Origin of the sequence: Bacillus sp. 1735sda2, from assembly GCF_024159245.1 — a bacterium.
Classification (GTDB): Bacteria; Bacillota; Bacilli; order Bacillales; family Bacillaceae; genus Bacillus; species Bacillus pumilus_O.
This window is the reverse complement of the sequence record NZ_JAMYWZ010000001.1, coordinates 3,070,397-3,095,366: the sequence shown is the minus strand read 5'-3', so window position 1 is coordinate 3,095,366 and position 24,970 is coordinate 3,070,397. Positions and strand designations below refer to the sequence as shown.

Below are 24,970 nucleotides of genomic sequence, written 5' to 3'. Positions count from 1 at the left end.
GTGAGTGATTTAAAGGGAGGAAGACATGAAGAAGATATTGGTCATTGATGATCATCCGGCTGTCATGGAAGGGACAAAAAGCATTTTAGAATCAGATCAGCAGCTATCAGTCGATTGTTTAAGTCCTGATGCAGAAGCCGCCTTTTTAAAGACGCATGACTTTTCCATCTATGATGTGATTTTGATGGATTTAAATCTCGGGGATATCAATGGAATGGACATTGCGAAACAAATTCTAGAAACCAACCAACAAGTGAAAATCATCATTTATACAGGGTATGAAGTTGATGATTATTTTGAAGAGGCCATTCGGGCTGGATTGCACGGTGCAATTAGTAAAACAGAGACAAAAGACAAAATTATTGAATACATACACCGCACATTGCAAGGAGAAGTTGTCATTCAGCTATCCTATTTAAAGAAATTAATTTCACAGCAGCAAGAAAAGCCAGAACAGGCGCAGGAGACCGATCACGAGTTGTTAACAGAGCGAGAGTGTCTCATCCTGAGAGAAGTGGAAAAAGGATACACGAACCAAGAGATTGCCGACGTGCTGCATTTGAGCAAACGCTCGATTGAATACAGCTTGACGTCCATCTTTAATAAGCTGAATGTTGGCTCTCGAACCGAAGCGGTGTTAATTGCAAAATCTGAAAGTGTGCTGTAAACGTGTGAAGGGAGAGAACCCTGATGAAAATGAGTGGATCAAATACACTGCTTGAGGCACTGGGGATTGAGATTGTAGAGTGTAATGAGTCTAGGTGCGTAGCGACAATGCCAGTCGACCACAGAACAAAACAGCCTTTTGGACTGCTGCACGGAGGGGCATCTGCTGCTCTAGCAGAAACAGTGGCAAGCATGGGGGCTGCGGCTCATTTAGACTTAACTCAGCAAGTTTGCTCAGGGATTGAAATCAATGCCAATCATTTAAAATCTGTACGTGATGGAGTAGTGACAGCGACGGCTGTTCCTGTACATGTAGGGCGCCGTACAATGGTATTTCAAATTGATATTAAAGATGATCGAGACCGGCACATCTGTACGTCAAGATGCACACTTGCTGTCATTGATCGCATATAAAAAAGCTCCCGGTGCAGCGGAAGCTTTTTTTAGTTGGATTCATTCATAAAAAGAAGCTCCTCACATGTGAGGAGCTTCTTTCGTTTTATAAGTACGAGTCTTCTTTTCGTTTAATCACGAAGTTACGAAAACCGCCATAATCATCTTGTACACTTCGTTTGTCCATCTTGACTCCAGTATTGTAGGCGGCTCTTCCAATCAAGTGTGCACCGACCGGAGCTGTTAAAAAGATAAAGACAATCCCAAGTAGAATCTTCGCAGAAATAATGCCTGCAAGAAACCATTCGTGAAAGAACACCCCAACTAATATGAGGACAACACCAAGTGTCGATGCTTTGGATGCAGCATGCATCCGTGTATAAACATCCGGCAGGCGAAGAACACCAATGGCTGAAATAAGACAAAGGATGGCGCCAAGCAGAATGAAGAAAATGACTATAGCTTTAGCGATGACGATCATTTTCAATCACTTCCCCTTTCTCAAGGAATTTGGAAAAAGCGACAGTGCCGATAAATGCAAGGATACCGAGCAGTAAAATAATTTCAAAGAACGTTGTCGTTTTCAGCAAAATGGAAACGATGGCTGTCATTCCAATTAAATTGATTCCTATCGCATCAAGTGCACTTACACGGTCAGGGATAGAGGGACCTTTGATCACTCGTATAACAAACAGAAGGGTGGATAGGGCAAGAATACCAAGTGAAATTTGTAAGATGATCTCCATTACTTACCACTCACCTCCTGAATCGCTTTTTCAAATGAAACCCGAATATCATGAATGGCTTTTTCTGCATCTTCAATATCCATTGCATGAATGTATAAAATCGACCGATCATCAGAAATATCTATGACTAGCGTACCTGGTGTCAATGTAATCATGTTAGAAAGGATGCTAATTTCCCAATCCGTTTTCAAGTCCGTACGAAAAGCGAAAATACCGGGCTTAATGGTGAGCTTTGGAGACAATACAGTCTTTAATACACTTAAATTGGCAAGAAGCAACTCCCGAATAAATATCAAGACGAGCTTAAAAATTGCATAAAGGGCATAGCCGTAAAAACGCTGAGGGAAAAATCGCCGAAGCATAAAAATGGCGACCATCCCTAGTATAAAGCCTGATACAAAGTCTGCTGCTCTGTATGTATCATTCATAAACATCCAGGTAAAGGCGAGGAGAGCGTTTAATAATATTTGAAAGGCCATGTTCATCTACTCCTTCAGCACAGCTTGAATATATTTTTCTGGTGTTGAGAGCATTTCCGCAGCTTGATTAATATAAGGGGAAATGAATTCTGTCCCTAACCCAATGGCAAGTGACAAGATCACAAGCATTACGCCAGGGTACACCATTCCTTTAATCGACGGTTTCCTTCTTCTCGTATCTTGTTCCTCGCCCCAAAATGCGAGCGTGAAAATCCTCATAATGGAATAAAGGACAAGAAGGCTGGACAGTAAGACAAGGATCGAAAAGGTCATGTAACCAGCAGAAAAGCCGCCTTCTACAATCTTTAACTTTCCAACAAACCCACTCAGAGGTGGGATACCTGCTAGAGATAAAGCCGATATGAAAAACATCCACCCTAGTAAGGGCTGAGATTGAATCAGTCCGCCCATCTTTTTCAAGTGATTTGTGCCAGCATATACAAATAGTGCACCTGCCAGCATAAATAAAGCGCCTTTGATCACCATGTCATGAATGAGATAGTAAATGGCCCCTTGGAGTGAGGCGGGTGTATTGGCTGCAATCCCAAACAAAATGACCCCAACGGCTGTGACAATGTTATAGATCACTATCTTTTGTACATCGGAATAGGCGAGTGAGCCTATCACACCAAATATCACCGTCAGTGCAGCTAGCCACACCATAAGTGTATGGGTGAACCCTGTATCGTGTATAAAAATTAATGTAAAGACTCTGGCAATCGCATATAAGCCAACCTTTGTGAGCAAAGCACCAAATAGAGCGGAAATCGCCGCTGGCGGTGCATGATATGATCCTGGCAGCCAGAAATAAAGCGGGAAGATTCCAGCTTTTAAGCCAAATACAATCATGAACAGAATGGAAATAACAGTGATTAATCCTGTTTGCCCTGATTCAGCAATCTTTACACTTAAATCAGCCATATTCAGTGTACCAGTGACTGCATATAAACAAGCGACACCGACGATAAATAAAGCCGATGAGATGATATTAAATACAATGTATTTGAGCGATTCTCGAAGCTGCGGTTTTGATCCACCCAGCACAATGAGCATGTATGATGCCATTAGCAGCAATTCAAAGAATACAAACAGGTTGAAAATATCGCCTGTTAAGAAGGCACCACTTACGCCAGCTAACAAAAATTGCACGCCAGAGTAATAGAACAGCCGCTCCTTTTCCTTCCCAATCGTTTGAAAGGAGAAAAGAACTGTCACTAGACCGACGACGGAAGCGGTCAGTACAAGGAGCGCAGCGAATTGATCGGCTACAAGGGCAATCCCAAATGGTGCTTTCCAACCTCCTAAATAGAGGGTTTGAATCCCGCTAGTAAAGATGGTTTGGACTAAATACACATTGCAGACAATGGCTGAGAGTGAAGCAAACACACTAAAGCCTCTTGAGAGCATGATGTTCTTATTCATAAAGATCAATAGTGTAGCAGCTAATAATGGTATTAAAATTGGCAGGATCACGAGATTATTCATGCTGATCATTTCCTCTCATTTGATCCATGTCATCTGTTCGCAGCTCTTGGAAGGCACGGAAGGCCATGACAAGTAAAAAGGATGTCACACCAAAAGCAATGACAATGGCTGTTAAAATTAATGCTTGTGGTAATGGGTCTACATAGGATGTGAGCCCCTTAGTTAAAATGGGTGGAGCTCCTTTTTTTAAGCCACCCATTGTTAAAAGAAGCAAATGGACGCCGTGACTTAAAACAGCAGTGCCGACGATGACCCGCAGTAGGCTTTTTGAAAGCATCAAATAGGTCGCCGTCATAAAAATAATACCGACGATAATAGACATTAGAAATTCCATTATTCCTTCTCTCCAATCGTTTGAATAATGGTCATGGTGACACCGACAACAACCAGATAGACACCGATATCAAACAGTACGGCTGTCGCCAGTTCTGTCTTTCCTAAAAACGGCAGTTGGAAATAACCAAATGCATGGGATAGAAAAGGTGCACCGAATAGAAATGATCCCATACCTGTCAGGATTGCGATGAGAAGCCCAGTCCCGGCAACATAGATAAAGTTGAACGGCAGAATGCGTCTAACTGTCTTCAGATCGTAGGCTAAGAGCAGAAGGACGACAGCACTGGCACTCATTAATCCGCCAATAAATCCTCCGCCTGGATTATTATGTCCCGCAAGAAACAGGTGAAGGGAGAAGAGCAGGATGATGAATGCAGTGATTTTGGTTGTGACTTGTAAAAGCATATCATTCGTATCAATTTTTCTCATCGGCGCACTCCTCTCTTCCGTTTTCCTTGTGTCTTTAATAATCCATAAATACCGAGTGCCGCAATCGCCAGCACGGTAATTTCAAACATTGTATCAAAGCCCCTGAAATCAACAAGGATGACATTGACAATATTGTTTCCGCCTGCAAGCTTGTAGCTGTTTTCAATAAAGTAAGACGCAATCGTATCAAGTGACTGATTGCTTGTGGAAGCGAAAGCAAGGCATGTCACAATGACGCCAACACCTACTGATATGATGAGATTGGTCATTTTAAATTTCCTCGTTTTTTGCTTCATGCTCAGTTGTGGCAAGTGGTAGAAGCAAAGTAAAAACAGTGCAACAGAAATTGTTTCAATAATTAACTGGGTGAGGGCAAGATCAGGTGCCCTGAAAATAACAAAAAATAGTGACAGTGTGTAACCCATGACACCTAATCCGATAATGGCTGTTAAGCGAGAACGAGCAAACACAGTCGTGAGGGTTGCTGCTATCATCACTAATGATAGAATGACCTCATACGTGCCGATTGGAGCAGCATTCTCCATATTAAATGAAAAGGCATTCTGATAAAACATCACGCCCCCAAGCACGATAATCATGAACCCAAACACATAGACAAGGTAATCACGAAGGAAACCAGTCATATAGCTGCTTGTTAGACGATAGGAGCCTTTTTCTAAGCCTATGAGTGAACGGTCATATAAGGAGTTAAATGACCATTTTTTCTTGAATATATTATATATCGGACGCCATTTTGACAACGTCAAATATCCAATAATTCCTAAAGCGACAACACCCATTGTCATATAGAGCTCTGGCTGAAAACCGTGCCATGCTTCAATTTTGACAACAAACCGTTTTCCTGGATCAATCGCATCTGGAATAATGGCTGCAATTGCAGGTTCAATGACAGAATAAGCTAGAATATTTGGGAAGAAGAAAAAGGTGACCACAAGTGCAGCAAGGATAATTGGCGGGATGAGCATACCAATCGGTGCTTCATGCGGCTTTTTCTCTAATTGATCTAACTGAAGATTGCCTCTAAATGTTTTAAAGAGAAGCATCATACTGTAAATGAACGTAAAGACACTAGCGAGCCAAGCAATTGCTGGAAAAATAGTGCCCCATGTCGAAATATCTGTAAAGCTGATTTCAGAAATGCGTATCATACTTGTGAAAAACAGCTCTTTACTTAAGAAACCATTAAATGGCGGGAGACCAGCCATTGAAAATGTACCGATTAACGTAATCGTAAAGGTAATCGGCATAATGGTCATTAAACCGCCTAACTTCCGAATGTCCCGAGTGCCGGTTTCGTGATCAATGATACCAGCCGCCATAAAGAGACTGCCTTTAAACGTGGCATGATTAATTAAATGGAAAATCGCAGCGAGAACGGCCGCGCCGAAATAGGCGGGGTCATTTTCATGGATTGCAGCTGCTCCAACACCAAGCATAAGCATAATCATCCCGAGCTGACTAACGGTAGAAAAGGCGAGGATGGCTTTTAAATCGTTTTGACGAACAGCGTGGAATGATCCCCAAAATAACGTCACAAGTCCAACGATGGATATGGTCCAAAACCAAACCTCTGATATAGCAAAGATGGGACTAAAGCGGGCTACAAGGTAGATACCGGCTTTTACCATTGTGGCAGAATGTAAATAACTGCTCACAGGGGTAGGTGCTTCCATTGCATCAGGCAGCCAGATATAAAATGGGAACTGCGCTGATTTTGTAAAGGCACCTAGTAAGATCAGGATCATGGCAGGGATAAAGTAAGGTGATGCCATAATGAGCTGAAGCTGATTAACTGCTTCACGAATACTAAATGAATCAGTAATCAGATAGAGGAGGATAAAACCACCGAGCATAGCCAATCCGCCAAAAACGGTAATCAGCAGTGATTTTGTCGCTCCATAACGTGAGCGATCCCGTTTATACCAATATCCAATAAGTAGAAAAGAAGAGATACTTGTCAGCTCCCAAAACAAGTAAAGAACCACCATATTGTCAGATAGAACGACACCGAGCATAGCGGTCATAAACATTAACAAATACGTATAAAAAGAGCCGAGTTGTTCTTTTTCCTTCGATAAGTAGAAAATACTGTACAAGACGACAAGTGCACCAATACCTGTAATCAATAGCGCAAATAACAAACTAAGACCGTCTACATACACAGTGAAATTCATCCCTAGAGAAGGAATCCACTCTACCTGTGAAAATAACGTTCGTCCATTTGATGTCATCGTCATCATTTGGACAAAATAGCTAAATAATAAAATAGGCAAGATAAGAACAAACCACCCTGTATGTATACGCTTTACGTATTTAAAAAGAAAAGGCACAACAAACGCAAGCAAAAAAGGCGATAGGATGGCGAAGTGAATAAGCTGCAAGAAAATAAACCTCCTTCAATCAATATAAATTCACGTTCTAAAGAACTGGTAAATAAAATTATAGCGTAAATACAGACATAGTGCATTGGTTTGAACTGAATTACAGCAAACTGTATTTGTTTTGAGTTCTTTTGACCACAAAAAATATTTTATCAAAAATTAAACTCAATGTATATTGTTTTGTATTTCGTACATGCTTTTCTTAAAGGAGCTGATTACATGAAACTAAAAGCGGGCATCAGCTTAAGCATATTCTGCACGATTTTAGGAGGAGCATTCTTCATAGAACGAAATGATCAAAAAAGGTGGCAGGCGGAAAGTGAATGGCCGTTGTTTTCAGAACATCTTCTCTATATGACCTATCAAGAAGCACGACAATATCCATTTCAGCCAAGAGAATATATACGCGTAGTTTCTGCTGAAGAATAAATCCTTATAGGAGAAAAGAAATATAAAAAAAGCATGTGCCCATAATAGAGCCCATGCTTTTTATTGTTTGATTAAGTAAACATTCTAAGTAAGATTGTTGCACAGATCACAGTTGCTGCTCCGCCAAGACGTGTAGAAACTTGTGCGAAAGGCATAAGACCCATTCTTCCAGAAGCTGAAAGGATCGCAACGTCACCAGTACCGCCAAGTCCACTGTGACAGCCTGTCACAATCGCAGATTCTACTGGGTACATGTTCATCAATTTCCCAACGAAGTAACCAGAACCTACCATTCCAAGAACGACAGCGATACATACACAAACGAATGGAATAGAAATCACTGTTGCTACATCATCAAGTGGAATGTATAGAATCCCTAGACCGACCATAAGCGGCCATGTAAAGCTTCTTGATACAAACTTGTAAAACTGCTGTGAGCCATCTTGCAAATGCTGAGGCATCACGTTTAAGTATTTGATTAAAGCGGCAAGGACAATCATTAAGATTGGACCTGGAATATGAACAAAGCTTTCTAATAAACCACCAAAAATGAACGTTGTACAAGCAACGAGTACACCAGCACCCATTAACCCAAAATCAACTTTTGGATCCATATCAGGCTGTTCAAAAATTTCATTTGCTTCTTTAGATTTGACAAGACGACCATTCCCGTTTAGTTCAGGACGTTTTTCACCAAGCTTCTTCATTGCGCCAGCACAGATAATGGCAATGACGTTCCCAATGACGGCAGCAGGAATTAATTGAGAAATTAATGACTCTGCTGATACACCAAGAATTTGTGAATAAGCAATAGATAATGGCAAAATCCCTTCTCCAACACCACCAGCGATAATTGGAACAATAATAAAGAAGAACGAATGATGCGGTGTGTAACCAACTAAAAGACCAACAAGAATTCCGGCAGTCACAGCTGCAATTGTTCCTGCAACAAGAGGAACAAACATACGAATAAGGCCTTGTACTAAAACAGTACGTTGCATCCCAAGAATACTACCTACGACAAGAGCAGAAATATAGAAGTAAAGGAAGTTCGACGTTTTCATAAGAGACGTAACCGCTTCCAACGAGTTCGGATTCAGAACATGAAAAAAGACCAGGAACGATGGTACGAATAAAGAAAGAATCGCCGGTCCACCAATATCTTTTAATATCGGAATACGTTGTCCTATATCTCCAAGGAAAATCCCCAAAATCATAATAACAGCGAAACCACCAAGCATATTTGCTGGAATTTTATTAAAATAAGCGGCAGTTAAAATAATCGCTGCAAGTACTAAATACACAGGTAAGTCAATAACACCAATTTTCCAAGACATGATCTTACGGAAAACGCTTTTATTATTGTCAGAATCGTCTGTAATCGATTTCAATTGTTGTGTATTAGCCACATAAACACCCCCAAATGCTATTTGTCTCAATTGTAGAAGATTCTGTGACACTCATCTATTTATTAAACTAAATTAAGTGTAATAAAAGTAAAATAAACAGGAGTTTTTATGTTTTTATCATACAAAAATCCCCTGAAGGTAGTTTATCCTTCAGGGGATTGATCATACATCGTAATTATCGTTTTCCTTTTAAATAAGGTGTCCCAAGTGCTTTCGGTGCATCTGCCCTTCCAATGAAGCCAGTAAGTGCTAAGATGGTCAGCACATATGGTGCAATGAGCATATACACGTTCGGTATATCTTGGAATAGCGGTAGGAGAGAGCCAATAATACTTAAACTTTGAGCAAATCCAAAGAATAAAGCAGCGCCCATTGCGCCGAATGGGTGCCATTTACCGAAGACAAGTGCGGCTAGTGCGATAAATCCTTGTCCAGTAATGGTCGCATGTGAGAAATCAAGTGCGATCGTTGACGCATAAACAGCTCCGCCAAGCCCACCAAACAGTCCACTAATAAAGACGCCGATATAGCGCATCCGGTACACTTTGATTCCCATTGTATCAGCAGCCATTGGATGTTCTCCAACTGCACGAAGACGAAGACCAAATGGCATTTTAAATAAAACAAACCAAGCAACAACCGCAAGCGCTAAAGCGAGTATGGACGTATAATAAACATCTTTAAAGAAAATATCGCCAATAATCGGAATGTCACTTAAAAGGGGAATATCACCTTTATAGAAAGGCTCTGTAATTTTATCTGTTTGAGCTTTCCCATAAATGAGTTTTACGACAAACAGCGTAGCGCCAAGTGCCAGCATGTTAATCGCAACACCACTGACCGTTTGATCTGCACGGAATGTAATGGTCGCAACTGCATGAATCAAAGAGAACAATCCGCCAATTGCCATTCCGACGAGGAGCCCAAGCCACGGGGTCAAGGCACCAAACGTATCAGCAAAAAACAAGTTAAAGATAATACTGGAAAATGCTCCGACGACCATCAAACCTTCAAGACCGATATTCACAACACCTGATCTTTCTGAAAAGACGCCTCCAAGAGCGGTTAAAATAAGTGGTGCAGCATAGACAAGTGTTGCCGGGACGATGATTTCAAGAATTTGCAGAAATCCCACTTATTTTTCCCCCTTTTTCTTCATTTGGTTCATCACAAGACGAATAATATAGCTTGAGGCGACGAAAAGAATAATGATCGCAATGACAATATCAACGACCTCAGTCGGTACGCCAGATTCAAGCGGCATATTTAAAGCACCGACTTTCAATCCACCAAGCAGCAGTGCCGCAAGAACAACACCAACAGCAGTGTTTCCACCTAATAAAGCGACAGCGATTCCGTCAAATCCTACACCGGTAAACGAGCCTTTAATTGAAGCATATTCAAATGTACCAAGACCTTCCATAGCGCCTGCAAGACCTGCAAAAGCACCTGAAATGAGCATCGCATAAATGATATTGCGGCGAACGTTCATACCGGCATAATGGGATGCCTGCTGGTTCATTCCAACAGCCCGCAATTCAAAGCCTTTAGAGGTTTTTTGAATAATGACCCACATCACGACCGCAGCGATAATGGCGACAAAAATACCATTATGCATCCGGGAGAAATCGGTGATTTGTTCAAAGAAACCAGAGCGAAGTGAGGCAGTGGCATCGATTTTTTCTGTTTTATCTTTATTATTCGTTAAGACATTTGAGATCAAATAGTTTGTCACATGAAGGGCAATGTAGTTCATCATGATCGTGACAATCACTTCATGAACATAAAAACGAGCCTTTAAAAACCCGGGAATAAAGCTCCATAATGCACCAGCAGCAGCTGCGGTGATAAGTGCAAGCGGCAGATGGATGTACATAGGTGCATGGACAGTTGTACCGATCCATACAGCAGCTACCCAGCCAATGAGCATTTGACCTTCTACACCGATATTAAAGAGACCTGTCCGAAATGCAAAAGCAACAGCAAGTCCTGATAAAATGTAAGGTGTCACTTGTCTGATGGTTTCTCCCATATAATAGGTTTCACCGAAGACGCCATTCCAAAGGGCGCCATAGCCTTCGATGACACTATAACCGCTTGCCAGCATAATAATGGCCCCAACAAAAAGACCAAGTACGATGGCTATAAGCGGAATGAGCAGATTTGTTAAGCGATTAGACATTTGCTTCTTTCCCCACTTCCTGTTGCGTACTTCCAGCCATTAATAGACCAAGTTCTTGCTCTGTTGTTTCTTTTGGATCAACGATGGCAATAATGCTGCCTTCAAAAATAACTGCAATTTTATCACTGACATTGATAATTTCATCAAGCTCAAATGAGATGAGCAGGACGGCTTTGCCTGTGTCTCTTTGCTCAATGAGGCGCTTATGGACAAATTCAATCGCACCAACATCAAGTCCACGTGTCGGCTGAGCGGCAATTAATAAATCAGGATTGCGGTCAACTTCACGGCCAATAATGGCTTTTTGCTGATTCCCGCCTGATAGGGCGCGCGCCTCTGTATATTCACTCGGTGTTCTGACATCATACTCGGCAATGATCCGCTTTGCCTTTTGGTAAATATTTTTCATATTCATCAAACCGAATTTTGAGTATGGACGCTGATAATACGTTTGTAAGGAAATATTTTCTCCTATTGAAAAATCAAGCACTAGTCCGTGTTTATGACGGTCTTGAGGAATATGTCCAATTCCAGATTCGGTCACCTTACGAGGCGGAAGATTTTGAATGGCTTTCCCGTTTAGCATGATCGTGCCAGATTCTGATTTTTTTAGACCAGTAATCGCCTCAATTAATTCAGATTGACCATTGCCATCGACTCCAGCGATACCGACTATTTCTCCAGCCTTTACTGAGAGATTGAGATGTTTCACCGCTTCAATACCTCGCGCGTCTTTTACCGTAAGATCTTGAATGTGAAGTACTTCCTCAGCAGGAGCGGCTTCTTTTTTGTCTGTCTTAAATGAAACTTCACGACCGACCATGAGGCTTGCAAGCTCATCTTTGTTTGTGCTTTCGACATCAAGTGTGCGAATGCCTTGGCCTTTTCGAATAATGGTGACGCGGTGACAGGCATCCATAATTTCTTTCAGTTTATGCGTAATTAAAATAATGGATTTGCCTTCATTGATTAAGTTTTTCATAATTTGTATGAGTTCTTTAATTTCTTGAGGTGTTAAGACGGCTGTTGGTTCGTCGAAGATCAAAATATCAGCGCCGCGATAAAGTGTTTTTAAAATTTCTGCACGCTGCTGCATACCAACTGAGATGTCAGATACTTTTGCGGCAGGGTCTATTTTTAAGCCATAGCGGTCAGAAAGCTCTTGTACTTGCTGTATGGCTTGTTCTTTGTCGATCTTTCCAAATTTCTTGGGCTCTTTTCCTAAAATGATGTTTTCAGCGACGGTGAAGGTATCGACAAGCATAAAGTGTTGATGCACCATACCGATGCCTAAATCACTTGCATCATTCGGGCTAGAGATGGTCACAGGTTTTCCATGAACCTTGATTTCACCTTTTTCAGGCTGGTAAAGACCGAAAAGCACGTTCATGAGCGTTGATTTTCCAGCGCCGTTTTCACCAAGCAGCGCATGAATTTCGCCCTTTTTTAGCTGCAGCGTAATGTTGTCGTTTGCTACAATGCCAGGGAATTCTTTGCGTATATTCAACATTTCAATGACATAATCCACAGGTTTAACCGCTCCTTTTTTAGGGTGCTGATGAAGATAAAAACTAGCAAAAGAAAAGCTGCAAAACGAGGCTGCAGCTTTTCTTTTACCACCTTTTACGAATAAAGAGGAGGTAAAGGAGAAACAAGGGGATAAGACGCGCTTATCCCGATGCTCAAATTAAGCTTTAAAATCTTTTAGTTCATCACGTGTTGCAGGGATTTTAATTTCACCCTTGATGATTTTTTGTTTCCATTCTTCCACTTTCTTTAATACATCTTTACTAAGGTTTTCCTGAGATGGAGAAATGTCAAGAGCGCCTTCTTTCAGACCGTATGTGATCACTTCGCCGCCAGGGAACTTACCATCTTTTGCTTTCGTTGTTAAGTCTTGTACCGCTGTGTCGACTTTCTTCACCATAGAAGTAAGCGTGACACTTTGTTTTGTTCCAGGTACTTTTCCTTCGTCATACTGGTCTTTATCTACACCGATGACCCAAACTTTACGGTTAGGATCCGCTTTTTTCAGGTTTTTCGCTTCTGTGAAGACACCAGTTCCAGTGCCGCCAGCTGCATGATAGATGATGTCAACGCCAGATTTGTACATGCTTTCAGCTGTTGCTTTCCCGATGTCTGCTTTATCGAATGCACCTGCATATTTCACTTCTACTTTTGCTTTCGGGTTAGCTGCTTCAACGCCTGCACGGAAACCGACTTCGAATTTTCTGACTAATTCAGAATCTACACCGCCAACAAAACCAATTTTGTTTGATTTTGTAGAAAGAGCAGCCGCAACACCCACAAGGAATGATCCTTCGTTTTCGTTGAATACAATGCTAGCTACGTTGTCTTTTTTCACGACTGCATCAACGATAGCAAAGTGGTTTTTCTTACGTTGGTCTGCAATTTCAGATATAGCATCTTCCATTAAGAAACCAATTCCGTAAATCAAATCGAATTTCTCACGAGCAAGAGTGTTTAAGTTTGTTGTATAGTCAGCGTCTGATTTAGATTGTAAGTAATCAAAGCCGTTTTTACCTTTTTTAAGATTGTTGTCTTTTCCAAATGCTTGTAAACCTTCCCAAGCTGATTGGTTAAACGATTTGTCATCGACACCACCGACATCAGTTACCATTGCAACAGTGAATTGATCTTTATCTTTTTTGTTTTCACCGCTGTTTGAGCCAGAGTTGCCGCATGCTCCAAGGATGGTTCCTGCTGCTACGACTAAGGACAATGCTAGTCCAATTTTGCGCTTCTTCAAAACATAACCCCCTATAAAATTTAAAAGTTTCAGAAAAGTCTCGCGAAAAAAGACCGATCTACCTCTTCTCACCCGTCTGAATAGGGTATTTTATCCTGCTTTCAACTGAAATTGATAGATGGCAGGAGAGAAGATGTAAGACATCAGACTTATATCTCGTTGAACTAATCAATCATAATTTATCATTTCCAATCGAATAAATAAATAGAAATTTGTTTTATTTTAAAAAAAATGTTAAAAGGCGAAATTCGATGTCTTTTTATGCGCTGAAATATGATATAATGCCGCTTTTGTGATGTGCTCTACTACAGTGGAACCGTTGATATCAAGGGGTTTGTCACATCGTGTTCCATAAAAAAACATCTGGCCTCTGTACAAGGTCAGATGTGTCAAATTATAGATATTGCTGAATTAAATTCATATTTGTTGTACTGAGTTTATATTGGAAAACAGGACGTCCAATGGTCCCGTATGCCATTTCAACATCAACTACTTCGATGTCCTCAAGGAATTTCAAGTATTTTCTAATGGAGACTTGAGAGATTTCTGTATGATTCGCTAGGTCTTCGGTCGTGAAAGCCTGATGACCGAATGACTGAATACTTGTCCAGATGAGTTTGAGTGTGCTTTTGGTCAGGCCTTTTGGCAGAAGGACTTTTTCCGTCTCTGCTTTTTTATGAAAGAGCTTCGCATCTAAATCATTTTGCGAGATGCTGTTCATCGTTTGGTACAAGGCGTGTTTCCGTTTATATTCTGAGAGTGCCGATTGGAAACGTTCAAACTCAAATGGCTTGATTAAATAATCAACGGCTCCGTTTCGCATCGTTTGTTGGACCACGTCGACTTCATTTGCAGCTGAAATGACAATAACATCAACCGAATGATTTTGCTTGCGAATTTCTGATAATAATGCCAGTCCATTTTGTCCAGGCATATAAATATCGAGTAATACGAGGTGAATGGCTTCTGTTTTTAACATATCCAGTGCCTGCTGAAAAGAGGTGGCGATTCCCTTTAATTCAAAGCCCTCGATTTGGGTCAAGTAGCGTTTGTTCAGCTCCCCAACCATTGGGTCGTCTTCTACTATTAACACATTAATCATGTGAATCCTCCTTTTGTTTATACGGAATGCGGAGACTAAAGGTCGTTCCTTCTCCTTTTTCACTCGTGACAATTAGATGTCCATTCAATTTTTTGATGCTTTGGTCAACGAAGTAGAGACCGAATCCTCTGTCTTGTCCTTTCGTTGAAAAGCCTTGATCGAACATGATGTCTTGTTCTTCTTTTGTGAGACCAACACCCGTGTCTGTAATCTCAATATGAAGCTGCTCCTGAACGTATCGGAATGAGATCGAGATGTTTTTTGTCTCAGTTTGAGAAACCGCATCGAGTGCGTTATTTAACAGGTTGCCAATGACGGTAATGAGATCATGCGTCACTGCTGGGTCCTCTGAATTTGGGACTTGTGTGCTGCATATGACTTCTAAGGTCGCGCCTTGTTCCCTGATATAACTTTGTTTTCCTAGTAAAAATCCTGCTAAAACAGAGTTTTTCACATGGTTGATGATCTCATTTGTTTCCGTCTGCTGATAGATTGCAATATCTTTGATATAAGTGCCAAGGTCATCGTAGTTTTTGAGTTGTACCAATCCTAAAATGACATGAAGCTTGTTCATAAATTCATGCGACTGGGCACGGAGGGCGTTTGCATACATTTTGACTCCGCTTAGCTGCTCAGCCAAGTGTTTGACTTCTGTTTTGTCACGGAAGGTGGCGATTGCCCCGACAATTTCACCTTTTACCGTAATCGGAACTTCGTTAAAGACGAGCTCCAGTCCGTTCATTCTCACGTCGCGGTCAAGCAGCGGCTTGCGTGTATCAATGACTTGCTTTAAGCCGCTTGAAGGGAGGAGAGCCTGAACATCTTGTTCTCTAGGATCAACCATAATGCCCATATTATGAAAGAGTCGTTTCGCTTCAGCATTGGCGAGCTTGATTTTACCGTGCTGATCGACGGCAAGAATCCCTTCTTTTGTTGATTCTAGCATGGCGCTTCGTTCTTTTAATAATGTAGCAATCTCATCTGGCTCTAGTCCAAACATGATTTTCTTCACTTTTCTTGCCACAATGAGTGCTCCGATGATTCCAGAAAGAAGACTGAGCGATGTGACGAAGTAGAGTGGAAGTAAGCTTTGATGAATGATCAAGTCAATTTCCTTTAACGTAATCCCTACTGCCACAGCCCCGAGCTGCTTTCCATCTTGATCATAAACCGGGACAAAAGCACGCATAGATCTGCCAAGTGTTCCAGAAGCCGTACCAATATGTTCTTTACCCTGTAATGCTGGCTCTTCATCACCGCCAGCAAACCGCTTCCCGATCTTCTGCGGATTTGGATGGGTTTTGCGAATTCCATTCATATCCATTACGACTACGAATTCGGTTTTGGTGATTCGCTGAACACTTGTTGTATATTGACGCAGTGCTGAATACGATTGGTTTTCTTTTAATGATTTAGCTGTGATCGGAGCCTCTGCGACCATCTTGGCAGTGGAGAGGGCGATGTCACGTTCCTGCTGATGAATGTTCTTCGCTGTTTCTGACCAGATCGTAAAGAAAGTGATACAAAGAGAGATCAGGACAACAATACAAACAAAAATCGTCAGCCGTGTTTGCAATCTTAAAGTTTTTTTCACGAGTATACCCCTAACGCACGATTTTTTTCGTAATAGTAATACTTTAACGGGAAAATGTAAGTTTGTGAAGGAATGTACGTGCAAAATCACAAATTTGATTTTGCTGTCAGTTTACTTTGAAAGCATCTTGTCAATCTGTTTTAAGTGAGCCATAATAAATGTGAGCTTATGAGAAAGGATCTATTTATGAAAAATACATATTTGACTGGATATTTTCCGCTGATTTCGATTTTACTATTCAGCTCTGCTTTTTCGATTTTCACAGTAGGGATTACGACTGATTTCTTGAATCAAGCAGGTATTTTAAAAGGGATGATGGAATTCTTCTCGGAACAGGGCATCAGACTTGCTCTTTTTGCTGCTTTTGCACTTGTTTATTTTATGATTTTATCTGCCTTGAAACTGATTGCAGATACGGTATTAGAGCTGGCACTACTCTTTTTCGCGAAAGATCCTGAAGGGGAGAACTTAAAGAAAATTCGGATTGCATCCGTTGTTTATTTATTTGCTGGCTTACTTGCATTTCTACTGACGCAGCAGCTGATTCTGCTTGTCGGACTATTTGTCTTAGCAGGTCTTGTCTATTTTATCTGGGTTGTGGTTCGCATTTATCAATCGCTTTCCATGCTGAATTTAATTGGTTTTATGATGTTTATTTTGCTGTTTTGGGCCACGTTTTTAATTGGCATTTTGTACTTATTTATTAAGCTTTATAACAGTGTTATGGCAAGTCTGCCTTCATAAACAGACAAAGAAAGCATCCTCCACGATCGGAGGATGCTTTTTTTTTATGATAGGAACCGTTTTTGTATATCGGGTGTTGGCATCATACAAGATGTTTTTTGACCGAACCATTTGTAGCGATTTTTCGCTATCCGCTCATAAAACCAATCGCGGATAGGGCGCGGAATGGCAAGGAATAAATAACTCCATCTGTAGATCCCTTTTAACTGCCGCATGGCTTTTAAGATGCCTGTCGACTTCGTATAAAGGGTGCCATTTTCAATATAAATAAATGAATTGAATTCATCTAGAGGCAAACCGTTTTCTTTTAAAATGCGCTGTCCTGTCTCTGATTGTAATGAAGCAAACATCATTCGCTCATTTGGATCACGTTTAATCACAAACTGAACAGCGCCGCTGCACACGTTGCAGACACCATCAAATAAAATTAAATGGGGTGGATGTGTTGAATGCATGGCAATCAAACCTCCTGTTTATCTGGCGTATTGCATCGTATTTTTCCAAATACGTAAGTGCGGACTTGAGCTGTAAATAGATTCAACCGTTCCTCTATCTCTTCCAACCCATACACCCATTGTATATTGATCTGTTAGTCCGACAAACCAAATGTCTTTGTAGTCATTGGATGTCCCTGTTTTACCACCGATGTAAGGGGCACTGAAATTCGCTTTTTTCCCTGTCCCGCTTTTTACAACAGAGGCAAGCAATTTACGCATAGTCTCATTTGTCCGCTGAGAATACACTTGCTTCGGTGATTCTTTCCACTTGTAAAGGGTCTTACCATTTAAGTCTGTTACCTTTGTGATTGAATGACTTTGCGTGTAAGCTCCTTGATTACCAAAGACGGTATATGCGTCTGTTATTTCTAGCGGCGAGAAGCCCTTCGTAAATCCACCAAGTGCAGAAGGAAGGCGATAATCATCCGCGACGATATGTTCGAATGAGAATTTCTCTAAGTAGCTAAAGCCTTTTTTGACACCAACTGTATCCAGCATTCGGATCGCAGGAGTATTGTAAGAGTTCTTAAAGGCTGTTTCAAGTGTGACGGTTCCGTATGTTTTGTGACTATAGTTCTGCGGACAGTATCCGCTGCTGCAAAACTTGCCGGCACTGATTTTGCTTGAAGCTGTTGCACCGGTTTGGTCGATATAAGGACCATAGTCTAAAAGCGGCTTAATCGCAGAACCAGGCTGTCTTTGTGCTTGATAGGCGTAGTTGAAATCAAATTTTTTATAGTTCTTTCCGCCAGCAAGTGCGACTATTTGATGCGTTTCATGATTAATGACCGCTGATCCGCCTTCTACACCTTGGTAAGGTAATTGCGCATTAAGCTGATAGACGGCTCGTTGCTGTAAGGAAGGATCAAGTGCCGTATAAATTTTGACACCATCTTGAAGCAGGGCACTAACCTTTTCAGATAATTCTTTTTGAATGGCTTTTTTTGCACCATCTGTTTTCGCTTTCTTCAAGCGTTTTGTAAAGCCTTCCTGATCTGACACAAGATCGGTAAATTCCTCATTGGCATATGTCACATAGTCAGGGTAAAGGTTTTTCTTTTCACTTACGGACAGGCTGATTTTTTGTTTGACGGCTTTTTTGTATTGCTTTTTGGTGATCACACCGTCTTTCTCTAAAATACCAAGTAGTCGTTCTTGGCGCTTCTTTGTGTGTTTGAATTGCTTCAATGGATCATACAGTGTTGGGTTGTTTGGAATCGCAGAGATAAATGCCATCTGTGCAAGCGTTAAAGAACTAAGCGGCTTATCAAAATAGTAATTAGCCGCAGAACCGACACCGTAAACACCATTACTGAAATAAATCGTATTTAAATAGCTTTCGAGTATTTCATCTTTCGAGAATTTCCGCTCTAATTCGTAGGAATAGAGCAGCTCTGTAAACTTTCGGGTGAACGAACGTTCATGGCTTAAATATAAATTACGAGATAATTGCTGTGTGATCGTACTTGCGCCTTGACTGATGCCATGGTTTTTCACATTTGAAGCAAGGGCACGCACAACCCCCATAAAGTCAATGCCTTTATGGTCATAAAAGTTCCGATCCTCTGAGCGGAGGAACAGCTCCTTCACATGATCAGGGATTTTATCATACGTGACGAATACGCGGTTCTCATCGTTTGATACGATCTCGGAGATGAGAGAACCATCCCGATCATACATATAACTGTTTTGGGAAAAATCTATCTTTTCCAGCTTGATTTTTTGATCAAGCACTTCGTTCACAGGCTTCACACTTGCAGCTTCTTCCTTTGATAGATAAAAAGTCAGAGCAAACAATGGAATGAGGGCAGCAAGTAATAACCAACCAATTATTGCACGAAACATGAGGTCACTCACTTTCTTCAATTTTCTAGCCATATCGTACCATTCTTTTGCGAATACGAGAAGGTTATTTTTAGAAAAGAATGGGCTTGAAGTCTAGTGAATAAGGCTTCTACACAAGAAAAAAGAGTATCTGAAGTTGGTTCAGACACTCCTTTCTTTTGCCTTCGACTGTGAGCGAACCGCCCATAAAAATAATGCTCCAAACAGAAAAATTCCGGCGGTGACATAAAAGACAGCTGGAATTCCGTAATGACTCGCGACAATGCCACCAATCACCGGACCGACAACATTCCCAAGAAAACGGAAGCTAACATTGTATCCGAGCACTTCCCCTTGCATAGAGGCAGGCGCTTTGATCCGAATATACGCCGTTGTACATGGGATAATCCCGCCGAGTGCCATCCCGTATAGAAAACGGAAAAGGACTAACATCGCATAGGAATCCGCCATTGCTTGCGGGATGAATAAAATAGAGGAGAGGATCAGAAGGGCGAGCAGCACCTTGTCATGACCAATTCGATCTCCGAGATCTCCCCACTTTCGTGTAAAGAGCAAATTGCCAAGTCCAGTTGCAGAGAACGCAAGACCCGCATAAAATGCGAGATTAACAGGGCCGTGTAAATCATGAATGTATAAAGCCAAAAGAGGCTGAATGCTAAAGTTCCCTACTTGTGTAATAAACGTTAAGAGCATCGTAACGACTAGCAAAGGCTGTTTGAAAATATGAACGAGTACTTCCTTCCGTGAATAAGAAACGCGCTTCGCTTCTTTTGAACGGATGGGCTGTTCTTTCACTCCGAAAATAATCACAATGGCTGACGCATAAATGACAGCCGCTGTGAGGAAAAACGTATAAATAAATCCGACGCTGTCTGCCATGAATCCGCCCATTAATGGGCCAAACAATCCTCCGGCAACATTACTCATCTGCATCGTACCAAGGGTTTTACCCGCAGTTGCCTTTTTCGTCTGTGCAGAGATGAGTGCCATTGAAGTCGAGATAAAGCCTGTGACAAGCCCCATAAAGAGCCTCAGGGCGAATAGTTGATAAACAGTTTGCACAAGCCCCATTAATAGAATACTTGTCGCTATTCCAATCCCGTTAATAAGCAAAATCTTTTTATAGCCATGCCGGTCTCCAATTCGTCCCCAAATCGGAGAAATTAGAAAGGCCGTTAAAAACGTGACGCCAAAGACATAACCGCTCCATCTCTGGACAAATTCATTTGAATAACTGCTATCAAGAGATTCTATGTAAAGTGATAAAAAAGGGACGATCATTGTAATGCTGGCAGATACAAAAAAGTTCACAAACCACATGATGTACAAGTTTTTCTTCCTGTTTGTGATAGAGACCACCTTCTTTAAATATTTCGTGTTCCTTAATAATTATAAAGGAAAATAACCAATCTTTCATCTGATGGATAGGTTGGGCATAGTGAATCTGCATTATTTTCAAGAAAATGAAGTGATTTCAAGGTCCGTCTTAATATAATGGTATGAGAATGAAAAACTGACGAAAAAGTGAGGTGAGAATGGTGGAACAGAAGACGGTGCTTGTGGTCGATTTTGAATTTACGATGCCTGATGGAAAGTATCATCCGCAAAATTTTTTTCCTGAAATTATTGAAGCTGGAGTAGTGAAAGCGGCAAGTGAAACGATCATAGACACGTTCTCTAGCTACGTCAAACCAAAAAAGTTCCCGAAGCTGACGAAGCGATGTAAATCGTTTCTCGGTATTACGCAGCAGGATGTAGAGAGCGGAATTTCCTTTGAGGCGTTTATCGAGAAGCTTGTGTCGCTTGATGGGGGAGAGGACTGTGAGATTATTACATGGGGCAATATGGACATGAAAGTGCTGAAGCAAAACTGTATGCTCAATCATATTGGCTTTCCATTTAAGGGCAAGCTGAGGGACCTTGCCTTTGAATATAAGACCTTTTTTGGTGATCGCACACTGACGGGGCTTCGCAAGGCGGCAAAGGAATACGGCAGCGAAGGAGCTGGTAAGCATCATAAAGCACTTGATGATGCCATGACGACTTATCAGCTGTTTACCCTTTTTGAAAAAGACAGATCCTATGTGGAAAATCCGCAAACAACCAAAATTGGTGAGCTGATCGATTTCTCTCACTTTTTTGATTCGGCTGATTAGCGGGCGTCTTCTGGAAAATAATCTTTTTCGAGAGAAGATAGGCATGCCCTTGATTTTTCTGCCCATTTTGAATCATCTGCATGAAGCGCTTGTTTTAATTTTTCTACAGCTTCTTTTAGTGATACTTGATAATCTGGTATATCGCCATCATAAGGCTTCACCATATGATGAGGGATATTCGTCTGTTCACGATAGGCCAAAGCCCGTCTTTCTTGGAAAAAAGGCACGTCTGCTTCTTTTGGGTGATGCAGGTCGCCTTGAGTGGGATGTGTCAGAACGGCTTTCACTTGAACGAGATAGGCCGATGGTTTTACTGCTGTCACTTCCCCAACGTAAACACCTGTTTTATAAAATCCTTTCACAACTTGTCCAATTTGAATGTCTGTCATGTGAAATTCCTCCATTTCCTTCTCGCAGGAAGGTATTTCATTTCTTTTAGCCAATATAGTGAAGTAAACGAGCAAAAGGGGGGAATGGCGAATGCTGTCGTTCATCGCACTCTTTCTACTGTATTTTCCTGAAGATAAAAGGGAGTACATCCCAGCGGCAATCACCACGGTGATTTTCTTTATGGCTGCATTTATTTGCTTTCGTCTGATCGTTCGTGCGTCTAAGAAGCAGGAGCGAATAGATGAAAAAAAGACAAAAAAAATGGATTGATCATTTTCTTCTTGTATCTTCAGGAAACTTCACGGTAACGGTTGTACCAGACTGCAGCGAGCTTTTGAAACGAATGGTCCCATGATGATTTTCAATGATAGAAAATGTCACGGTCAGTCCAAGTCCTGTCCCTTTATTTTTTAAGGTGTAATAGGGTTCGCCAAGCTTTTTCATTTGGCTTTCTGTCATTCCTACACCGTTATCCACAAAATAAATGCATATTTTATGATTTTCTTTTGAAGCAAAAAGTTCAATTTTCCCTTCGTGTTCTGGGGCTGCTTCAATCGCATTTTTGATTAAATTAATCATGACTTGTTTGATCTTCGTTTCATCACCTTGAATGTATAAGTCTGGTTCAATGGATTGATGAATCGTGACCGATTTGAAATTCGCATAGGATGTCATCAGTGATGCACATTCCTCGAGTAATTTAGATAGGTTGAGAGATTCAATTTGATAATAATTTTGTTTCGCAATGTCAAGATAACTCGTAATAATATCCTGCGCTCTGTCTAACTCTGACAAAACGAGATTTTTATAATCTTTATTGGCAGCCGGCTCTTTTGTATTTTCACTAGAAAAGAGCAATTGAATAAAGCCTCTCACCACTGTCAGTGGATTGCGTACTTCATGGGCAACGCTTGCAGCGAGTTCACTTACAATGGTCAGCTTTTCTGATTGGACGAGCTGTGTTCTCATTTGCGCATTTTCTTTGACGAATTCAATGGAATAGATACTTAGCACGAGAAAGAATATGTAGTAAAGAGTTGAGAAAAACAACTCAAGTAACTTCTGCTGCATGATAAAGGCCGGGCTGTATTCCATTAAGCTGACCGCAAATAGTCCAATGTAAATAAAGAATCCTTTGGATAAACCGATAAGCACTCCATACATCAGCTTTTTCAGCTTCGAATATTGACGCCATTTCCGGTAAAACAGAAATGGGATGAAAAAGTAAATTGGTACGACAATGAGTCCAACCCATAAAAAAGAGCCATACATCACGAATTTGACCATGGAACTTATCAAGATAGCAACGATCCCAGCTGTGTAACCTCCGTATAAAATGGCAAGTACAAGAGGGATAGATTGAAGGCCAGTCTGCAAGTCTAAAATCGAACCAACTGGATACATAATACATAGTGCTGAAGAGATGGATGCGAATACTGTGACGAGCAGTTTATTCGTTTTTGGGAAATGAGCAGGGGTCCGGCTTAGCCATAGTGCATGATATAAAAAAATTGGAAATAGAATAAAAGATACATGGAGCAGAAAATCCTTGAACATTTCCATTTAAATGCTCTCCTCGTAAATAATTGTAATTCCTCTCATTATATCATTTCATGTACAAAGTAGATATGATAAAAGGAGGGTTTTTTTCTTTAAAAAGAACACCCGTGAGGATGTTCTTTCGATCATATAAGTCTTATTCAGATGATGGCGTAAACGCTTGATGAAGGCGTTTCAATCCTTCTTTGACTGTTGAAGCAGGGCAGCCGAGATTCATCCGAATAAAGCCATCTCCCTCGAGTCCATACACGTGACCAAGCTCTAGGATCACTTTGCCCTTTTTGAGCAAATTGCGTTTCAATTCCGCTTGACTGAATTGATAATCCCGAATGTCCATCCATAATAAATAAGAAGCATCTGGTTTCATATAACGCATGTTTGGAAGATGTTCGTCAATATAGTCCATTGCCATTTTCATATTGTTTTCGAGATAAAGAACAAGTGCATCCAGCCACTCATCCCCATGGCGGTATGCTGCTTCCATCGCAGGAATCGCAAATGCATTCAGTTTAGCCAGTCCGTTTCTTTGCATTTCATTGTTAAAAAGGGTTCTTTTTTCTTCATCGGAAATAATAATGGCTGATGCTTGGAGGCCAGCTAAATTAAATGTTTTACTTGGTGCAATGCATGTCACTGTGATATGTGCTATGTCATCAGAAAGACTAGCAAATGGCACATGCGGCTTTCCGTATAGCATTAAATCAGAATGAATCTCATCTGAAACGACTGTAACACCGTGCTTGATACAGAGGTTTCCTACTCGCTTTAATTCTTCTTTAGACCATGCTCTTCCGGACGGATTATGCGGATGACAGAGGAACATGAGCTTCGCTTCTGGTCTGCTTAATTTTTTCTCTAAATCATCAAAATCCATGACATAGCGGTTGTTTTCTATTTTTAAAGGATTGGTTGAGACTGTTCGTCCATTTCGTTCAATCATTTGATAAAAAGGTGTATACACAGGGGACTGTATGACGACTTCGTCACTTGGTTCTGTATAGGCTTGGACTGCAAAACTAAGTGCAGTGACAATTCCAGGTGTGAAGGTGACGGCTTCTGTCTGGATCGACCATCCGTGCCTTCTTTTGAGCCATTCAGCTACTGCCTGCTGCGTATCCTGATCTTGAAAAGCATAGCCAAATACACCGTGATCCAATCGCTTTTTTAATGCATCAAGGACGACCTGCGGCGCTTTAAAATCCATATCTGCTACCCACATTGGCAGCGCATCTGTTGTAAGGAATAAAGACTCTGCTTGATCCCATTTCACTGATTTTGAACCTTTACGTATGATCTGTTCGTCGAAATTCATGAAACCCACCTCTAGCCGTTTTTCAACCATTGTTGGTTGTGCTA

26 protein-coding genes are annotated in these 24,970 nt (G+C 41.1%); 6 read left to right on the top strand and 20 right to left on the bottom strand.

Features of this window, described 5'->3' with window-relative positions:
• Positions 1-25: 25 nt before the first annotated feature.
• Together comA and NKR21_RS16290 are read left to right on the top strand one after the other, a co-directional pair.
• Positions 26-667 carry a two-component system response regulator ComA gene (comA, locus tag NKR21_RS16295; RefSeq protein WP_003213500.1) on the top strand — a complete coding sequence of 214 codons (642 nt, stop codon included), beginning with the start codon at positions 26-28 and terminating at the stop codon, positions 665-667.
• Positions 668-690: 23 nt separating this feature from the next.
• Positions 691-1,080: a hotdog fold thioesterase gene (locus NKR21_RS16290; protein ID WP_144456371.1), complete on the top strand. Its 390-nt coding sequence runs from the start codon at positions 691-693 to the stop codon at positions 1,078-1,080.
• 85 nt (positions 1,081-1,165) lie between these two features.
• Here NKR21_RS16290 and mnhG read toward each other — a convergent pair whose 3' ends face one another.
• Genes mnhG through NKR21_RS16255 form a run of 7 tightly spaced genes read right to left on the bottom strand, consistent with a single transcriptional unit; the run spans position 1,166 to position 6,936 of the window.
• Positions 1,166-1,540 (bottom strand): monovalent cation/H(+) antiporter subunit G, encoded by a 375-nt coding sequence (mnhG, locus tag NKR21_RS16285; RefSeq protein WP_003213369.1) that lies wholly within the window; start codon positions 1,538-1,540, stop codon positions 1,166-1,168.
• Positions 1,524-1,805 (bottom strand): Na(+)/H(+) antiporter subunit F1, encoded by a 282-nt coding sequence (locus tag NKR21_RS16280; RefSeq protein WP_012011105.1) that lies wholly within the window; start codon positions 1,803-1,805, stop codon positions 1,524-1,526. Before NKR21_RS16280 ends, mnhG begins: the two co-directional genes overlap by 17 nt.
• On the bottom strand, positions 1,805-2,284 hold the full coding sequence (locus NKR21_RS16275; RefSeq protein ID WP_144456369.1) for a Na+/H+ antiporter subunit E: 480 nt from the start codon (positions 2,282-2,284) through the stop codon (positions 1,805-1,807). The genes NKR21_RS16280 and NKR21_RS16275 overlap by 1 nt, the downstream gene beginning before the upstream one ends.
• Before the next feature lie 6 nt (positions 2,285-2,290).
• Complete coding sequence (locus tag NKR21_RS16270) at positions 2,291-3,769, bottom strand: Na+/H+ antiporter subunit D (protein ID WP_144456367.1); 1,479 nt, start codon at positions 3,767-3,769, stop codon at positions 2,291-2,293.
• Positions 3,762-4,103 carry a Na(+)/H(+) antiporter subunit C gene (locus NKR21_RS16265; RefSeq protein WP_012011102.1) on the bottom strand — a complete coding sequence of 114 codons (342 nt, stop codon included), beginning with the start codon at positions 4,101-4,103 and terminating at the stop codon, positions 3,762-3,764. The genes NKR21_RS16270 and NKR21_RS16265 overlap by 8 nt, the downstream gene beginning before the upstream one ends.
• Complete coding sequence (locus tag NKR21_RS16260) at positions 4,103-4,534, bottom strand: Na(+)/H(+) antiporter subunit B (protein ID WP_012011101.1); 432 nt, start codon at positions 4,532-4,534, stop codon at positions 4,103-4,105. Before NKR21_RS16260 ends, NKR21_RS16265 begins: the two co-directional genes overlap by 1 nt.
• Positions 4,531-6,936 carry a Na+/H+ antiporter subunit A gene (locus NKR21_RS16255; RefSeq protein ID WP_144456365.1) on the bottom strand — a complete coding sequence of 802 codons (2,406 nt, stop codon included), beginning with the start codon at positions 6,934-6,936 and terminating at the stop codon, positions 4,531-4,533. The genes NKR21_RS16260 and NKR21_RS16255 overlap by 4 nt, the downstream gene beginning before the upstream one ends.
• Before the next feature lie 219 nt (positions 6,937-7,155).
• Here NKR21_RS16255 and NKR21_RS16250 point away from each other — a divergent pair, with 219 nt between their 5' ends.
• Positions 7,156-7,365, top strand: coding sequence for a hypothetical protein (locus NKR21_RS16250; protein WP_012011099.1), 210 nt, complete (start codon positions 7,156-7,158; stop codon positions 7,363-7,365).
• A gap of 71 nt (positions 7,366-7,436) precedes the next feature.
• On the opposite strand, the gene NKR21_RS16245 is transcribed toward NKR21_RS16250, so the two are convergent.
• From NKR21_RS16245 to malK, 7 genes are all read right to left on the bottom strand, one after another.
• Positions 7,437-8,774, bottom strand: coding sequence for a 2-hydroxycarboxylate transporter family protein (locus tag NKR21_RS16245; protein WP_003213451.1), 1,338 nt, complete (start codon positions 8,772-8,774; stop codon positions 7,437-7,439).
• A 175-nt stretch (positions 8,775-8,949) separates the two neighbouring features.
• Complete coding sequence (locus tag NKR21_RS16240; RefSeq protein ID WP_003213713.1) at positions 8,950-9,909, bottom strand: ABC transporter permease; 960 nt, start codon at positions 9,907-9,909, stop codon at positions 8,950-8,952.
• On the bottom strand, positions 9,910-10,956 hold the full coding sequence (locus NKR21_RS16235; protein ID WP_144456363.1) for an ABC transporter permease: 1,047 nt from the start codon (positions 10,954-10,956) through the stop codon (positions 9,910-9,912). It lies immediately after the preceding gene.
• Positions 10,949-12,484, bottom strand: coding sequence for an ABC transporter ATP-binding protein (locus NKR21_RS16230; RefSeq protein ID WP_088000873.1), 1,536 nt, complete (start codon positions 12,482-12,484; stop codon positions 10,949-10,951). Before NKR21_RS16230 ends, NKR21_RS16235 begins: the two co-directional genes overlap by 8 nt.
• A gap of 159 nt (positions 12,485-12,643) precedes the next feature.
• Positions 12,644-13,726: a BMP family lipoprotein gene (locus tag NKR21_RS16225; protein ID WP_012011097.1), complete on the bottom strand. Its 1,083-nt coding sequence runs from the start codon at positions 13,724-13,726 to the stop codon at positions 12,644-12,646.
• 394 nt (positions 13,727-14,120) lie between these two features.
• Positions 14,121-14,828 (bottom strand): response regulator, encoded by a 708-nt coding sequence (locus NKR21_RS16220; protein WP_012011095.1) that lies wholly within the window; start codon positions 14,826-14,828, stop codon positions 14,121-14,123.
• Positions 14,821-16,422 carry a malate sensor histidine kinase MalK gene (gene malK / locus NKR21_RS16215; protein WP_144456361.1) on the bottom strand — a complete coding sequence of 534 codons (1,602 nt, stop codon included), beginning with the start codon at positions 16,420-16,422 and terminating at the stop codon, positions 14,821-14,823. The genes NKR21_RS16220 and malK overlap by 8 nt, the downstream gene beginning before the upstream one ends.
• Before the next feature lie 186 nt (positions 16,423-16,608).
• Between malK and NKR21_RS16210 the strand changes: the two genes are divergently transcribed.
• A complete protein-coding gene (locus NKR21_RS16210) occupies positions 16,609-17,166 on the top strand; it encodes a YufK family protein (protein ID WP_012011093.1) in 558 nt (185 codons plus the stop codon).
• Between the two features lie 44 nt (positions 17,167-17,210).
• On the opposite strand, the gene NKR21_RS16205 is transcribed toward NKR21_RS16210, so the two are convergent.
• The 3 genes from NKR21_RS16205 to NKR21_RS16195 all read right to left on the bottom strand — a co-directional run bounded on the left by NKR21_RS16205 (position 17,211) and on the right by NKR21_RS16195 (position 20,828).
• Positions 17,211-17,621: a thiol-disulfide oxidoreductase DCC family protein gene (locus NKR21_RS16205; protein WP_012011092.1), complete on the bottom strand. Its 411-nt coding sequence runs from the start codon at positions 17,619-17,621 to the stop codon at positions 17,211-17,213.
• A gap of 18 nt (positions 17,622-17,639) precedes the next feature.
• On the bottom strand, positions 17,640-19,541 hold the full coding sequence (locus tag NKR21_RS16200) for a transglycosylase domain-containing protein (protein ID WP_012011091.1): 1,902 nt from the start codon (positions 19,539-19,541) through the stop codon (positions 17,640-17,642).
• Positions 19,542-19,649: 108 nt separating this feature from the next.
• Positions 19,650-20,828, bottom strand: coding sequence for an MFS transporter (locus NKR21_RS16195; RefSeq protein ID WP_222434072.1), 1,179 nt, complete (start codon positions 20,826-20,828; stop codon positions 19,650-19,652).
• Between the two features lie 218 nt (positions 20,829-21,046).
• On the opposite strand from NKR21_RS16195, the gene kapD reads away from it, so the two are divergent.
• On the top strand, positions 21,047-21,664 hold the full coding sequence (gene kapD / locus NKR21_RS16190; protein WP_041816319.1) for a 3'-5' exonuclease KapD: 618 nt from the start codon (positions 21,047-21,049) through the stop codon (positions 21,662-21,664).
• Here kapD and kapB read toward each other — a convergent pair.
• Positions 21,661-22,053, bottom strand: a complete 393-nt coding sequence (kapB, locus tag NKR21_RS16185) for a kinase-associated lipoprotein KapB (protein WP_012011088.1) — start codon at positions 22,051-22,053, stop codon at positions 21,661-21,663. The two genes, kapD and kapB, sit on opposite strands and share 4 nt — an antisense overlap.
• 91 nt (positions 22,054-22,144) lie before the next feature.
• Between kapB and NKR21_RS16180 the strand changes: the two genes are divergently transcribed.
• Positions 22,145-22,324: a hypothetical protein gene (locus NKR21_RS16180; protein ID WP_003213469.1), complete on the top strand. Its 180-nt coding sequence runs from the start codon at positions 22,145-22,147 to the stop codon at positions 22,322-22,324.
• Here the strand turns inward: NKR21_RS16180 and NKR21_RS16175 are convergent, their stop codons facing one another.
• Both NKR21_RS16175 and NKR21_RS16170 read right to left on the bottom strand, forming a co-directional pair.
• Positions 22,325-23,617 carry an ATP-binding protein gene (locus NKR21_RS16175; RefSeq protein WP_012011087.1) on the bottom strand — a complete coding sequence of 431 codons (1,293 nt, stop codon included), beginning with the start codon at positions 23,615-23,617 and terminating at the stop codon, positions 22,325-22,327. It lies immediately after the preceding gene.
• A gap of 133 nt (positions 23,618-23,750) precedes the next feature.
• A complete protein-coding gene (locus NKR21_RS16170; RefSeq protein WP_144456359.1) occupies positions 23,751-24,926 on the bottom strand; it encodes a MalY/PatB family protein in 1,176 nt (391 codons plus the stop codon).
• Positions 24,927-24,970 lie beyond the last annotated feature (44 nt).

Excerpts from the sequence above, each read along its gene's own strand:
- NKR21_RS16270 (WP_144456367.1), bottom strand. The coding sequence starts at position 3,769 with ATGAATAATCTCGTGATCCTGCCAATTTTAATACCATTATTAGCTGCT.
- NKR21_RS16210 (WP_012011093.1), top strand. The coding sequence starts at position 16,609 with ATGAAAAATACATATTTGACTGGATATTTTCCGCTGATTTCGATTTTA.
- NKR21_RS16280 (WP_012011105.1), bottom strand. The coding sequence starts at position 1,805 with ATGGAGATCATCTTACAAATTTCACTTGGTATTCTTGCCCTATCCACC.
- NKR21_RS16250 (WP_012011099.1), top strand. The coding sequence starts at position 7,156 with ATGAAACTAAAAGCGGGCATCAGCTTAAGCATATTCTGCACGATTTTA.
- NKR21_RS16260 (WP_012011101.1), bottom strand. The coding sequence starts at position 4,534 with ATGAGAAAAATTGATACGAATGATATGCTTTTACAAGTCACAACCAAA.
- mnhG (WP_003213369.1), bottom strand. The coding sequence starts at position 1,540 with ATGATCGTCATCGCTAAAGCTATAGTCATTTTCTTCATTCTGCTTGGC.
- NKR21_RS16180 (WP_003213469.1), top strand. The coding sequence starts at position 22,145 with ATGCTGTCGTTCATCGCACTCTTTCTACTGTATTTTCCTGAAGATAAA.
- kapB (WP_012011088.1), bottom strand. The coding sequence starts at position 22,053 with ATGACAGACATTCAAATTGGACAAGTTGTGAAAGGATTTTATAAAACA.
- NKR21_RS16205 (WP_012011092.1), bottom strand. The coding sequence starts at position 17,621 with ATGCATTCAACACATCCACCCCATTTAATTTTATTTGATGGTGTCTGC.
- NKR21_RS16200 (WP_012011091.1), bottom strand. The coding sequence starts at position 19,541 with ATGGCTAGAAAATTGAAGAAAGTGAGTGACCTCATGTTTCGTGCAATA.
- NKR21_RS16275 (WP_144456369.1), bottom strand. The coding sequence starts at position 2,284 with ATGGCCTTTCAAATATTATTAAACGCTCTCCTCGCCTTTACCTGGATG.
- NKR21_RS16175 (WP_012011087.1), bottom strand. The coding sequence starts at position 23,617 with ATGGAAATGTTCAAGGATTTTCTGCTCCATGTATCTTTTATTCTATTT.
- NKR21_RS16265 (WP_012011102.1), bottom strand. The coding sequence starts at position 4,103 with ATGGAATTTCTAATGTCTATTATCGTCGGTATTATTTTTATGACGGCG.
- NKR21_RS16290 (WP_144456371.1), top strand. The coding sequence starts at position 691 with ATGAAAATGAGTGGATCAAATACACTGCTTGAGGCACTGGGGATTGAG.
- NKR21_RS16235 (WP_144456363.1), bottom strand. The coding sequence starts at position 10,956 with ATGTCTAATCGCTTAACAAATCTGCTCATTCCGCTTATAGCCATCGTA.
- comA (WP_003213500.1), top strand. The coding sequence starts at position 26 with ATGAAGAAGATATTGGTCATTGATGATCATCCGGCTGTCATGGAAGGG.
- NKR21_RS16170 (WP_144456359.1), bottom strand. The coding sequence starts at position 24,926 with ATGAATTTCGACGAACAGATCATACGTAAAGGTTCAAAATCAGTGAAA.
- NKR21_RS16195 (WP_222434072.1), bottom strand. The coding sequence starts at position 20,828 with ATGTGGTTTGTGAACTTTTTTGTATCTGCCAGCATTACAATGATCGTC.
- NKR21_RS16220 (WP_012011095.1), bottom strand. The coding sequence starts at position 14,828 with ATGATTAATGTGTTAATAGTAGAAGACGACCCAATGGTTGGGGAGCTG.